This is a genomic window from Kothea flammea (genome assembly GCF_052161645.1).
Taxonomy (GTDB): Bacteria; Planctomycetota; Planctomycetia; order Pirellulales; family Pirellulaceae; genus Laterigemmans.
This window is the reverse complement of sequence record NZ_CP197414.1, coordinates 1,608,862-1,622,203: the sequence shown is the minus strand read 5'-3', so window position 1 is coordinate 1,622,203 and position 13,342 is coordinate 1,608,862. Positions and strand designations below refer to the sequence as shown.

10 protein-coding genes are annotated in these 13,342 nt (G+C 54.2%); all 10 read left to right on the top strand.

Annotated features, from left to right (window positions below; all coding sequences use genetic code 11):
* Positions 1-41 precede the first annotated feature (41 nt).
* The gene (locus tag SH139x_RS05850; RefSeq protein WP_488354342.1) at positions 42-1,061 is read left to right on the top strand and encodes a polysaccharide biosynthesis/export family protein; all 1,020 of its coding nucleotides are present in this window, start codon (positions 42-44) and stop codon (positions 1,059-1,061) included.
* Positions 1,062-1,099: 38 nt separating this feature from the next.
* Positions 1,100-3,493 (top strand): GumC family protein, encoded by a 2,394-nt coding sequence (locus SH139x_RS05845; protein ID WP_488354341.1) that lies wholly within the window; start codon positions 1,100-1,102, stop codon positions 3,491-3,493.
* A gap of 24 nt (positions 3,494-3,517) precedes the next feature.
* Positions 3,518-6,223 (top strand): O-antigen ligase family protein, encoded by a 2,706-nt coding sequence (locus tag SH139x_RS05840; protein ID WP_488354340.1) that lies wholly within the window; start codon positions 3,518-3,520, stop codon positions 6,221-6,223.
* Positions 6,224-6,391: 168 nt separating this feature from the next.
* The gene (locus SH139x_RS05835; RefSeq protein ID WP_488354339.1) at positions 6,392-7,405 is read left to right on the top strand and encodes a hypothetical protein; all 1,014 of its coding nucleotides are present in this window, start codon (positions 6,392-6,394) and stop codon (positions 7,403-7,405) included.
* Between the two features lie 97 nt (positions 7,406-7,502).
* Positions 7,503-8,225: an acylneuraminate cytidylyltransferase family protein gene (locus SH139x_RS05830; RefSeq protein WP_488354338.1), complete on the top strand. Its 723-nt coding sequence runs from the start codon at positions 7,503-7,505 to the stop codon at positions 8,223-8,225.
* Between the two features lie 33 nt (positions 8,226-8,258).
* Positions 8,259-9,314, top strand: a complete 1,056-nt coding sequence (neuB, locus tag SH139x_RS05825) for an N-acetylneuraminate synthase (RefSeq protein WP_488354337.1) — start codon at positions 8,259-8,261, stop codon at positions 9,312-9,314.
* Entirely contained in the window at positions 9,311-10,474 is a 1,164-nt protein-coding gene (gene neuC, locus SH139x_RS05820) for a UDP-N-acetylglucosamine 2-epimerase (protein WP_488354336.1), read from the top strand. The genes neuB and neuC overlap by 4 nt, the downstream gene beginning before the upstream one ends.
* A gap of 143 nt (positions 10,475-10,617) precedes the next feature.
* A complete protein-coding gene (locus SH139x_RS05815) occupies positions 10,618-11,301 on the top strand; it encodes an acetyltransferase (RefSeq protein ID WP_488354335.1) in 684 nt (227 codons plus the stop codon).
* Positions 11,277-12,347 (top strand): nucleotidyltransferase family protein, encoded by a 1,071-nt coding sequence (locus tag SH139x_RS05810; protein WP_488354334.1) that lies wholly within the window; start codon positions 11,277-11,279, stop codon positions 12,345-12,347. The genes SH139x_RS05815 and SH139x_RS05810 overlap by 25 nt, the downstream gene beginning before the upstream one ends.
* Positions 12,344-13,327 (top strand): SDR family NAD(P)-dependent oxidoreductase, encoded by a 984-nt coding sequence (locus SH139x_RS05805; RefSeq protein WP_488354333.1) that lies wholly within the window; start codon positions 12,344-12,346, stop codon positions 13,325-13,327. The genes SH139x_RS05810 and SH139x_RS05805 overlap by 4 nt, the downstream gene beginning before the upstream one ends.
* Positions 13,328-13,342: the final 15 nt, after the last annotated feature.

Genomic DNA, 13,342 nt, shown 5'->3' with positions numbered 1-13,342 from the left:
GTGCCATAGCAAGCCTCATCAGTTCTGGCTGCGCTAGTCCCATGTACACAGCTGCCTCATTGCCAGCTGAGTATCATGCTTCTCATCATATCAGCGCCCGACATTTGGACCTGAGCCGTGTACCTCGCGCAGCTGCACCAGCGGAATGGCTACAACCTGGTGATGGAATTCAGGTATCGATCGCAACCGGTGTTGAAGAAGCGCTCGTACCGATCTGGGATGTGGCACTCGATAACGATGGAAGTGTGGCGATCCCCCTGGTTGGTCGCGTTCCATTGGCTGGCCTAACTCCCAACGCGGCGGCACAAAGAATTCGCGACATCGCGGTGCAGCGAGGACTTTATGTGGCACCTAATGTATCGGTGCAGGTCGATCGCAAACGAACGTATCAGATTTCCGTTGTTGGGGCGGTCAACAAACCGAGCAACTATGACATTCCGGTTGCCAGTTGCGATCTATTGACCGCTTTGAGCTTGGCTGAAGGGCTAGCCCTGGATGCCGAAACCACGGTCGAGATTCGCCACACACCACTCGCATTGCAGTCTATTTCCTCCCTTCCGCCGACTATCGGGCCCGAAGGCCCGATCGCTCTGGCCTCTTATCGGCAAGGCCGGCCACAACAACCAGCTTCGGTGATCCGGGTTGACCTCGCGAACTTGCAAGATATCGATCCTGCCTCACTAAGGCTGCTCGACGGTTCCGTCGTGAATGTCACACGCCGAACTCGACGACTGGTAAATGTCATGGGGCTTGTCAGGAATCCGGCCAGTCTCGAGATGCCCGACGGCGAGGACCTGACACTGCTGGCGGCGATAGCTCAAGCCGGTGGCCCAACACTTCAACTGGCGGATAAAGTCCATATCGTCCGCACCCCCCCCGGCACCGATCAACCGGTTACGATCGAGGCGTCTCTTGCCGATGCTCGCAATGGCGGCCCCAGCAATTTGGTGCTTGCACATGGAGATATCGTGAACGTAGCCGAAACCCCCATGACAATGACCGTTGACGCGATTAGGACATTCTTCCGTGTTGGCTTCACATCGGCCCTGCCGGGACTGTAACCAATTGCTACACTCGCCTCGCTTGAACTCCCGCACCGATGAATAACCCCAACCCGCATCACCAAATTACTTTTGCCGATGCCGTGCACGCCGCTACCCGATTTGGGTACTCGATGCTACGTCGCCAAAATGTATTGGCTATCGTGTTTGTTGTCTTTGGGGCTGCAGCCGCAATCTACTATGTTACCGCTACGCCCTATTACCAGGCGACTGCGCAACTACTCGTCGAAGACCCCACCTTCGCCGGACTCGCCAACACAAATCAACCCAATCAACCTAACAAGCTCCCGACACAAGAAAAGATTCTTCGCAGCGACAATGTGATACGGTCGGCCCTAATTGCGCTTCGTAATCAACCAGCAGCTATCCAAGTCGATATCCAAGGTCAAGAGAGCGAGGAGGCAATTACAACGTTGCGTGAAAATCTTTCCGTCGACGCATTGAACAATACCGATGTAATTGAGTTGACGTTTCGCTCTCGCAGTCCCGCGGCCGCCGAAGCAGTTTTAAATGCGGTCAAGTCAGCATACTTAGACTTCATGCAGCGGCACCATCAAGACACGTCATTAGAAGTCTTGCAACTGCTTAAGCAAGAAAGAGAAAAAGTTGAAACGCGACTGTTATCGCAACAGACGAGACTAGTTGGATTGCGTGAACAAGCTAAGGTTTTTGGCGTCGACGATAAGAGCGTGGCGAATCACCCCGCGGTGCAGCGTGCGTTGAGTCTCAACCAGAGCTTAACCGAAGCTCAGAAGACTCGCATTGAATTGCAAGCGATTGCGGGAGTGGTCCAACATGCCATTCGCACGGGGCAAGACCCACGACCGCACCTGCATGCTGTTGACGCGGCGGCCGCGCAAGCGCTGACCGCTGCCGTCCTGGGAGTTGCGCCAGAACAACTGCGTTCCATCCATGAACTGGAACAGCGATTAATCACCGATCGGGCAACACTCGCCAAACTCTCCGGCCATTTGGGTCCCAACAACCCGGAGATTATTCGACTACAGTCACAAATAAATAGCACCAATCAATCCTTAGACGACTTTCGCCGACGCGGAAACGGGACTTCCGTTGACACCGGCGGCAACGAGTTCGCAACCATGCTCGGCCATCTGGTGCAGCAAAAACTGGATGAAGCCAGCGAGCATGAAATCTTGCTGCGAACCGAGTACGACAAACTTGAACAACAAGTGGTCGACATGAATGGCGAATTGAGCGAAATGCTCATGGTGCAGCGTGAGGTCGAACGTTTAAATCGCTCCTATGATACGCTACTGGAAAAAATTCACAGCGTGGATCTGGGACAAGATCAAGCCTCCGTACGGATCGCTGTGATTGGAGAACCGAAAGCGCTTGCCAAGCCAGTTTCCCCCAACCTTCTAGTGATCATTGTGGGTACATTCTGCGTGGCATTCTCAACCAGTGCCGGTGCGGTTTACGTGCTCGATCTCCGCGATGATCGCTTCACCAGCCTGGAGGATCTGGAGCGGCAAACCCGCAGTGAGATTTTGGCAGTCATCGATCGCATTGAAGAACGTGAAGGCAGCGGAGCGGCCGCGATTCAGATGCACCTCGAACCAAGTTCGCGGACCAGCGAAGCGTTCCGCACGCTCCGCACCGGCTTGCTGCTGAATGCCGATAATCCGCGGCTACTGACGGTATCAAGCTCCGAGCCGGGCGATGGCAAAACTACCCTCAGCAGTAACTTGGCAACTGCCCTTGCCCAATCTGGCAAACGTACGCTGCTAGTTGATGCCGATCTGCGAAAACCTGGATTGACAAACCTTTTTGACTTACGTTCGTCTCAGGGACTCAGCCAACTACTTGCCACCGGCAACGATATCACCAAAGAGGTACACTCGTTTATCGTCCCCACCGGAATCGACAATCTTAGCTTGATACCGTCCGGCCCTCGCCCACTGGATCCCGGCGAATTGTTGGCTGGGAACCGCTTTTCCGAGCTGCTGCAATGGGCCACGGCCAACTATGACCAGGTTCTACTGGATTGCCCTCCCGTATTGGTTGCCAACGACGTGGGCCTGGCGAGCCGCTTGACCGATGGCCTCTTATTAGTTGTCCGCCCTGACAAGAATTCACGTCGCCACGTATTGCGGGCACTCGATCGCATTCAATCCGCGAAGATTCACTTGTTCGGCATCGTGATAAATGCCGTGAACACTGACACTAGTGATCGCGGCTATGGCTACGGATATGGCTATGGATATGGCTACGGTTACAGCGATGCCGAGGCTGACGAGCAACTGCGACAAGCCGTGCCGACAGCGACCAACTCGACGCCCGACTTGTTCCCGCAAATATCCTCCGCGGCGGAACAGTCAGAACAACGGCTGGAAACTACCGTCCCTTCCGTTCGTCGGCGGCCCGCCACCAAGACTCCCACTCGCTCCGTGCCGCGACGTCGGGCGGCTTAACACTTTTCATCATTGCCTAACTTCATGCGTGCTGCAGTCACTCGCAACGGACAAGCGTCAGTGCCCCGAGAGCGGCATTGGTCTGAAGAATCGCTCACCTGGTCCGTCTATTTGCTACTGTTTGTGGCACCATTGTTTCTTGGCGGCCGTCACCCGCTCGGTGGCTGGATATATGTTTTAGCCTGCTTGCCAGCTGCGGTGGCTTTACTAGCCCGCTGCTTGCGTTCGCGCAATTTTCAGCTGTCGCCAATTATTTGGTTCCTGCTGGGAAGTTGGCTGCTACTACCGCTCTTGCAAACACTTCCCGTTTCCAGCGGATTGACCGCAGCTTGGGGACCAGGGTTCGAAAAAATGGGATTCGCTGGAGAGCACAGCGAATGGGTAACGCGTTGGGGAGAGACCTTTTCTTTGGCACCCAGCGTCACCCGCGATGCTGTTCCCATCGTCGCGGTATATGTCATCACTTTCTTGTTGATCTCAGCCCGCTTGCAAAGTTTGAATGATTTGCACAATGTGCTCCGCTTGATAGCGCTATCAGGTGCTGCCATAGGCTTGTTAGCGCTACTACAAGCAAACTTTGGAAACCATCGGTTTCTCTGGCTCTATGATCATCCCACCCGTGACCCGGGAAACATTCCCCGCGGCCCCTTTCAAAACGAGAATCATCTCTGCCACCTTCTAGCGATCACCCTACCGCTGGCTTTCTACTTGCTCGCCCGACCTCTGCTAGAAAGTCATTTGCATAGTCGAGCAAAGCCACGTCACCGACGAAACCACCGAGGTTCAACCGCTCAAGCTCGACGGTTTGACAGCAGCATTTCCGCTGATGTGCACGGCTTCCAAACCAATTCGCGAGGCACAAATAGCCCACGAGACACTTGGATCTTTGGGAGTGTTGTCATATTGTGCTGCGCCGTCGTCTACGCGACTCCATCGCGGGGCGGAGCCGCCTTGGTAATCAGCGGGGCAGGGCTGTTCGTCTCACTGCTCGGTTGGCGCGCGCTCCAACGTCACTTGCGCATCGAACATCGCTGGCTAACTTTAGGCTACTGGAGCAGCTTTGCGATGTTGATGGCGGTGGGGATTGGTTGGGCGATAAGGATGATGCCACAGTGGTCACCCTGGCGTTGGCGAATCTGGTCAGCCAACGTGGCAATGTGGCAAGATTTCCCGCTGCTCGGCACCGGCTTAGGCACCCACCGCTATGTCTATCGAGCCTACTTGGATGGTTATTTTCCACAAACCTTCACGCATGCGGAAAGCAGCGTCTTACAGATATTCAGCGAAGCGGGTCTCGTTGGCGGCTGTTTGCTGGGCTTGGCGGCCTTATTCGCTGTCAGCCGACTTCGTCGCGCCACAAAAAGTGTCAGCAACCCGACGGAAAGCATCGGGTTGGCCGCGTTGACAGCCGCGATTCTAGTTAGCCTACTTCACGCCATTTTCGACTTTCCCTGGCATATCCCCGCCTGCGGAGTGCCCCTCATGATGCTATTGGCGGCCCTCTATCGTTGGCCCGAATTAGCGACTGAGACAAAGCTTACATTACAAACTGCGCAACTAAAAAAACAACCAGCTAGGGTGATCCAACTCGCTAGCCTGGTGTCCGGGAAAATTCCCCCATTACCTATTTCCCGCTTGGCGACAATCAGCCTCGTGGCGCTGCTCGCGTGCTTGATTGGAGAAGCAGCCAGCAGTGGTCTTAAATCGGCGAAGGGTGGTTTGGCCTGGGACGCCTACCGAAGACTCAATCGCGAGCTTGCCGCAAACTCGCCATCCTCCGAGGAAACTGCTCCAAACAATCCGACTTCGGATTCAATGGATGCCCTCGCCCTTTCGACCGACGATTCGGAAGAACTGCCTCGCATCGCAGCGCTCATTGCTTGCCTGCAGGCAGACCCTCAGCACCCCCAAGCAACAACTCGGCTCGCTCAACATCTTGTACAGCGAGCGGCGGAAACTGAGTCGAAAACCACACGCTCTGCGCTGCTGAGGCGAGCCAAGTCACTCGCACAACGTGCGGCGTTTGTGTGCCCCACTCAATCCGAAGCTGCTTTGCTGATCGCGGAAGCCAATTTTGGGCTCAGTAGCGATCTACTTGCCCAGGACCCCCTCTTAACGCACGCTCTCAAACTTCGCCCTGTCGATGGCCGCCCGCTGACGCGTTTGGCTATGATCGCGATGATGCGTGGAGAAATAGAACAAGCTGATCAATACTGGGAGTCAGCTTTGGAACTCGATCCCGTTCATCTCCCTCAGACGCTGAAATACTTGCTGATTTTCCGCAATCCGGAAGAGATACTTGAGAAATACAGCCCGAGTTTGCAACCAGCCGAAGCATTGCTGCATCAAGTGGCCGGCAAGATACGAGCCGAAGACCTGATTACCATACTGCGATATGTTACCCAAGCTTATCTCGCCGCTGCGGACGCCGAAACGCGTGATCACATTGCTGAACAACACTACGCGACAGCCTATCGTTACGCGACCCAAACGAATCAAACAGACATTATCCTGCATGTTCAAAATCAACGAGTGAACCGCAATCCTCAAATTCTAGCGAACAGGTTAAGCTACGCAGATTATCTTTTACGAGCAGAACAGACTCAAGCAGCTCGCGAGCAATTGGCTGCCTGCCAACTCTTGGCGCCCCGAAACCAACAAGTCCGAGAATTATCACTTCAGCTCGATCGCCTAGCCCTCAGGAGTGCGAACAAAGGGCCGGAGCACTGAGTGGGCAAATCAACCTTGCTCTGGGCAAGTTCCGATTGATACCTTAGCGGCTGCCTTTCAGCCGTCTTTTACCAGTATTCGTGGCCCTTCATGTCACTCCCACCAACCGACCCGAACTCCGTCGACAAACGACTGGGAGACTCGCATCAACCACCGGACCGTTCGTTCGTGTGGATTGCGTTACTCGCACGGCTGGGCTTCGCCCTTCTGGTGCTGACGGGCATCAAAGAGTTTGAAATCTGGGACTCCGTCCGGCAATTTATCTCTTACGATCCATGGATCTATCTTAACACACCATTTCATGAGCTCCGCACGAACGCCTGGTGGATCCGTACCGGGCTCGTGATTCCCAGCTTGCTGGTTAGCGAATGGACTCCTCTTAGTCGCAACCTAAGCTTTGGTCTATACGCCATGATAACAGTCATGCTGACGATTCGCATCGTCAACAAAACAGTGCAATTGCTGCTTGGCCCCAGCCAAATCAGAACCCTGTGCACGACGCTGTTCATCCTCTTCGTGGCACTGTTCATGAACGGCCGTATTTGCTTTGCCATTCTTGGGGCGGCGTTATTATATTCCGCCCACTACCGCTGGTTTCGCGGGGACATAGGCACGTTGCGACTGGCGTTGATCAATTTGGGTGCATTGATCTTAATGACAGTTTCAACGGGCGCGTTCTATGTCGGTGCGTCGATCGTGATGACGGCTACCTGCTTGGCAATTCGCGATCCTCGTCCCGGGCCGGCGCAAGGTCATGCCACGATAAATTCCATGTTGTCGGCAATCCCGGCAACCTATCTTGTATTTCACCAAGCGACCCTCTTTAACGAAAAGCTGTTTCGTTGGCACGACGGCGACTACCTAATGATCGTCTATCACGGTCCCCTTATGCTGCTGGAAAAATATATTCCGGCGATTCCTCCTGAATTGCTGCTGTGCGGTTTATTGGCGGGCGGGCTGTGTGCGGGGGTTTTTTGGCTGGGCTATGCCAACATGTTCCCGATCTCAGACACGTACCTGATCACCACTGTAATACTAGGGATCGTCTGCGGTGCTTTCGGGTGGTCAACCCTGTTAACGAACCTGCCAGGCTACATTTTAATTGGCTGGACGGTGATCACGCGAGGACAGCCGGTTATCTCGACAGGTTCTGCGATGGACTTGGCGATCAATCGATCTTGACCCCATCGCGAATTATTTTTTATAACCGGCGTTGCGGATTACGCCCCCCCTGACAAACGACTCCCGATCGTCACACGCTCCCAATACACAGCAGAACATGATGAATACTTGCGGATTTATATTTGCTCGTGGCGGTTCGCGAGGCTGTCCAGGCAAGAATATACGCTTGCTGCAAGGTAAACCGCTTATCGGCTGGGCAATTGAGGCGGCACTTGCCACCCGGCACATCCAGCGCGTTATTGTCTCCACTGACGACTCAAAAATTGCCTCGATTGCACTTCAGCACGGCGCCGAAGTCCCCTACCTGCGACCCGCCCACTTAGCTGGTGACACATCTCCGGAGTGGCTGGCTTGGCGACATGCAGTTGAACACTACAACGCGCAGTCCCCAACGGAGCCGCTGGAGGTTTTTGTCAGCATCCCACCGGTCGCCCCCCTGCGAGATCCGCAAGATATCGACCGTTGCATAGAACTTCTTTTGAACTCGCCGCAACAACCAGATGTGGTCTTCACGGTTACGGCCCCACATGCCAACCCGTACTTCAGCATGGTGGTCCATGATCATCAAGGCATGGCATCGCTGGCAGCCACGCCACCGGGAGGCGTGGTCGCTCGCCGACAGGACGCACCACCCGTGTTGGCAATCACCCCCGTCGCTTATGCCGTGCGACCTCAGCTGATTCTAACGGCCAAGGAAATGTTCGCGGGCCGTATTCAAACGGTCGAAGTCCCGCGTGAAAGAGCGGTCGACATTGATACGGAGAGCGACTTTGAACTGGCCGAGTACCTAGTATCAAAACGTATTCAGCGGGCGGCTTAGGGTGGTTGACGTCGTATTACGGATATTGCACTTATGACCTCAAACCTTCCTTTGACGCTGGCAGATCGCATTGCGTCTCATCAGCCCTGCTTTATTATTGCCGAAGCTGGCGTAAATCATAACGGCTCGCTGGACTTGGCCCTGCAATTAGTGGACGTCGCGGTGGAATGCGGTGCCGATGCGATTAAGTTCCAAACTTTCAACGCGCACAAGCTGGTCACAGCTGATGCCCCCCAAGCCGATTATCAAGCCGCCAATTCAGGCAAAAAAGAGTCGCAATTTGAGATGCTGCGACGACTGGAATTGTCGATTGAAGACCATCGGCGCATCATTCAGCGTTGTCATCAGCGGGGAATTCAATTCATGTCGACTCCGTTCGATGAGGAGAGTGTCGATCTATTGGCCGATGAGGGCATGCAATTTTTTAAGATTCCCTCCGGCGAAGTCACGAATCTACCGTTGATTCAGCATATTGCTTCGAAGCGGCGGCCAGTCTTATTGTCGACCGGCATGTGCAACCTGGCCGACGTCGAGGCTGCGGTGGAAACGCTGGAACAAGCTGGCATTAGCGAACTCGCCTTATTGCACTGCGTTAGCAACTATCCAGCGGCAGCGGCCGATACCAACTTGCGTGCCATGCAAACCATGGCCACCGCATTCGGGTATGCAGTCGGATATTCGGATCATACCCTGGGGTCAGCGGTTCCCTTGGCAGCCGTTGCCTTGGGAGCGAAAATTTTAGAAAAGCATTTTACACTAGATCGCAGCCTCCCAGGCCCCGATCATTTAGCCAGTTCAGAGCCAGCCGAGTTGAGTCAGCTCATCAGCGACATTCGCGTCGTAGAATCGGCTCTTGGCAATGGCCGCAAACGCCCCGCGGCCGCGGAAGCCAGCACAGCTGCGGTCGCTCGCCGCAGTCTCGTTGCGGCCCGGCCCATTCGTGCGGGGGAGATAATTACGCGACAAGATCTAGTCGGCCGCAGACCAGGCACCGGACTGCCCCCAGCCATGTTGGAGTACCTTCAGAACCGTCGCGCCGTTCAGGACATTGCCGCCGACGAGATGGTAACGCTGGGGATGTTCGCATGACGAGCATTACCGCGGTTACCACCTCGCGAGCGGACTATGGAATCTATCTACCAATCCTAAAGCGAATCTCCCGCGACTCTGACTTAGAATTGGACTTGATGGTTACCGGCAGCCATTTGGCACCCGCCTTTGGCTATACCGTCCAATTAATTGAGGAAGACGGTTTTTCGATTCGCGACCGCATCGAATGCTTAATGTCGAATGACTCACCGGTTGCAATCGCTAAAGCTATGGCGTTGACGATTCTAGGATTCTCTCAAGCGTTCGCCAGAAAACAACCTGAGCTATTATTAGTGTTAGGTGACCGTTACGAGATGTTTGCCGCAGCCAGTGCGGCAGTTCCATTTCGCATACCGATCGTCCACGTCCACGGCGGCGAAACGACCGAGGGAGCATTCGACGAAGCATTTCGTCACAGCTTGACTAAAATGAGTCACCTTCACTTTGCGGCTACCGAGGCCTATCGCGACCGTATCTTGCAAATGGGAGAAGCCCCCAGTCGAGTCTTTGTCTCGGGAGCTCCCTCGCTCGATAACCTTCGCGACCTCAAATTTTGGAGCCAAGCGAAATTACAGCAACACTTGGGACTGAACTGGTCTGAACCACCGTTGGTCGTCACTTTTCACCCCGTCACTTTGGAATTTGAACAGACGGCGGATCACGTCAATCAACTTTTGTCCGCCCTGCGAGAATTCGCGCCGCTACCGATCGTCTTTACATATCCAAACGCCGACACCAATGGCCAAGTCGTCATTCGGGCAATCAAAGACTTTGTGGCGAGTTATCCACAGGCGGTCGCTGGAGCCAACCTGGGCACCGATGGTTATTTTTCTCTGATGCGTGAAGCCCGCGCGATGGTCGGAAACTCCTCTTCAGGAATCATCGAAGCGGCATCTTTCCAACTCCCCGTCGTTAACATCGGCAGACGTCAGCAAGGACGCGTCCAGGGGGAAAACATCATTAATTGTGAGGCCCAGCAGCGGGCGATCTCTGCTGCCATCGAGCGGGCAATCTCAAGCGATTTTCGAAAGCAGTTGCAAAACCTTAAAAACCCTTATGGTAGCGGCGATGCGGCGGATATGATTGTGCGGGAATTGAAGCAGCTGGAAATTAGCGAGCAACTCTTTCGCAAACACTTTCACCGATTCCCAAGTTGCTAACAATTCGAAAATTCGATCTTTGCCCAGAACAGCCAATCTGATAATTACCGCTTCCGGCAGTGAGACCACACCAAGTTGGTCCGCGCTCAAAATAATTGCCACGCCTTACCACCAATCCTGCCTTCATTTTTGTCGTTACCCTCATGTCACAGCAATTGCCCTTGATTGGTATCGGAGCCGGCGGGCATGCGAAAGTCGTGTTGGATACACTGTTGCTGAATCCGCATTACCAGCTTCGCGGGTTGCTCGACAATAACCAAGAAATGCATGGTCAATTCGTGCTGGGCATACCAGTACTAGGTGGAGACGAGCAATTGGCATCGCTTCGCGAAGCGGGAGTTCGTCACGCGTTTATCGGCGTCGGCACGGCCAAAGACACAAAGTTGCGAAGACAAGTTTGGGGCTGGCTTCAGAAAAACGAGATGCAAGTGGTAACAACTATTGCCATATCGGCTGTAGTCTCAAAGTATAGTCAGATCGGTCGCGGCGCGACCTTGCTGGCTGCATCGACAGTGCAAGCTGGGGCATGCTTAGGGGACAACGTGGTGGTCAATACACGTGCCGTTGTCGAACACGACTGCCAGTTGCATGACCATGTTCACATTGCCAGCGGAGCGGTATTGGCCGGTGGCGTAATCGTTGAAACAGGCGGTTTCATTGGTGCGGCCGCTTGCGTAAAGCCAGGTGTGCGGATCGGGCGCGGCGCGACTGTTGGTTGCGGTGCAGTCGTCGTGCACGATGTCCCCCCAGCAACTACAGTTATTGGTAACCCAGCGAAGCCCCTCGGGCAGGACCAACGATCATGGATGATCCAACCGATTTCCTAATTTCTGCCTCGACTTCAATTCGTGATGCGATTGCCGCGATCGATGCGGGTGGCAAGGGTATTGCGTTGATCGCTGATGCGGAAAGGCGGCTGATTTCAACCATTACTGATGGTGACATTCGCCGCGCGATCCTTGATGGACTTGATATTGGTCATCCAGTGGCCGAATTGTTAGAGCGGAAGACACCGGACCGCAAGACACCACTGGTAGCGACCATCGACCACAGCGATGCTGAACTTGTTGAGTTGATGGATGCCAACGGTCTGCGGCACATTCCGGTAACCGATGAGGAGGGCAGAGTGCTTCGCTTGGCAATTCGCGAAGAACTGCAAGCCAATGATGATCTGGCTGTAGCGGCCGTAATCATGGCGGGCGGTTTTGGAACTCGCTTGCGGCCGCTGACCGACGATACTCCGAAACCGATGCTGAAGATCGGTGGCACGCCGCTGTTGCAGCGAACGGTGGAACGACTGCGTAAAAGTGGTATTCGAGATATTAAATTGACGACCCACTACCTACCGGAGAAGATCCACGCTCATTTTGGTGACGGTAGTGAATTTGGTGTCAACATCAATTACTTTGCTGAAGATCAACCGCTGGGGACAGCCGGTTCATTGTCGATGCTCCCGCAAAGCGACGAACCATTGATCGTCATCAACGGAGATATCTTGACCGGTATCGACTTCAACGAATTGGTTAAATTCCACCAAGAACACCAAGCCGACTTGACCGTTGGAGTCCGGCAGTACGACTTCAAAGTACCCTACGGAGTGATTGAAGCTCAACACGGCGTTGTGCAACAATTGAAAGAAAAGCCTCGCTATGAATTCTTGATTAACGCGGGAATCTACTTACTAGAACCTTCGGTTCGGGAACTAATTCCGAGCAACTGCCGTTTCGACATGACTCAGCTAATTGAGTCACTCTTGGCGAAGGGCAGGAAAGTCGTCACCTTCCCGGTGGTGGAATATTGGCTAGATATCGGTCAGCTGGAGGATTTCCAGCGCGCACAACATGACGTTCAAACCTTAGGATGGGCCGCATGAGTTGGAATGGAAAACGCGTCTTAGTCACAGGTGCCGCAGGATTTATCGGCAGCCACTTAGCCGAAAGGCTCGTTGACGAAGGTGCCCAAGTTCGGGCGATGGTTCGTTATGGTTCCAAGAACGACTGGGGCTGGCTCAACGGTTCTCCACAAGCCGAGGCTATGGAAATATACGCGGGAGATATCCGCGATAGTGGCAATGTCGCGCGAGCAATGGAGAACTGTGATGTTGTCTTGCATTTGGCCGCCTTGATTGCCATTCCTTACTCGTACGTGGCTCCCGACTCGTACGTGCGGACAAATATTGACGGCACCTTAAATGTTCTCGAAGCGGCGCGCCGATTGGAAACACCACGAGTTGTTCACACTTCGACCAGCGAAGTGTACGGCACGGCACTGCATGTGCCGATCGATGAAGCTCACCCTTTACAGGGCCAATCTCCTTATTCCGCGACGAAAATTGCAGCCGATAAACTGGCGGAGTCATATTACCGTTCCTTCGAACTTCCAGTAGTCACCATTCGCCCATTTAACACATTCGGGCCTCGACAATCGATGCGGGCTGTACTCCCCACGATCATTACCCAAGCACTTACCGCCTCCGAAATTCGACTCGGCAGTTTAACACCGACCAGAGATTTGAATTTTGTCTCCAACACGGTGGATGGCTTTCTACTTGGCGCGTCAGTGGCGGGAATCGAAGGGGAAACGATCAACCTGGGAACTGGTCAAGAGATTTCTGTGGGTGATTTAGCTCGCCGCATCCTCAGCTTGGTAGGCCGCGATCTACCGATCGAAACCGAAGAACAGCGACTGCGTCCCGAGAAAAGTGAAGTCAACCGCTTGCTGGCTGATAACACACGCGCTGCTCAACTCCTGGGTTGGACTCCCCGCACTTCATTCGATGACGGCCTGCAACAAACCATCGACTGGGTGCGAACTCATCTCGACACCTATCGTACCGGGGTTTATACCGTTTGATTCTTCTCGCAGCCT

What these genes read in the sequence shown, in the direction of transcription:
- neuB (WP_488354337.1), top strand. Translation starts at nt 8,259, where the DNA reads ATGACCTCAAACCTTCCTTTGACGCTGGCAGATCGCATTGCGTCTCAT.
- SH139x_RS05805 (WP_488354333.1), top strand. Translation starts at nt 12,344, where the DNA reads ATGAGTTGGAATGGAAAACGCGTCTTAGTCACAGGTGCCGCAGGATTT.
- SH139x_RS05810 (WP_488354334.1), top strand. Translation starts at nt 11,277, where the DNA reads ATGGATGATCCAACCGATTTCCTAATTTCTGCCTCGACTTCAATTCGT.
- SH139x_RS05815 (WP_488354335.1), top strand. Translation starts at nt 10,618, where the DNA reads ATGTCACAGCAATTGCCCTTGATTGGTATCGGAGCCGGCGGGCATGCG.
- SH139x_RS05850 (WP_488354342.1), top strand. Translation starts at nt 42, where the DNA reads ATGTACACAGCTGCCTCATTGCCAGCTGAGTATCATGCTTCTCATCAT.
- SH139x_RS05840 (WP_488354340.1), top strand. Translation starts at nt 3,518, where the DNA reads ATGCGTGCTGCAGTCACTCGCAACGGACAAGCGTCAGTGCCCCGAGAG.
- SH139x_RS05830 (WP_488354338.1), top strand. Translation starts at nt 7,503, where the DNA reads ATGATGAATACTTGCGGATTTATATTTGCTCGTGGCGGTTCGCGAGGC.
- neuC (WP_488354336.1), top strand. Translation starts at nt 9,311, where the DNA reads ATGACGAGCATTACCGCGGTTACCACCTCGCGAGCGGACTATGGAATC.
- SH139x_RS05845 (WP_488354341.1), top strand. Translation starts at nt 1,100, where the DNA reads ATGAATAACCCCAACCCGCATCACCAAATTACTTTTGCCGATGCCGTG.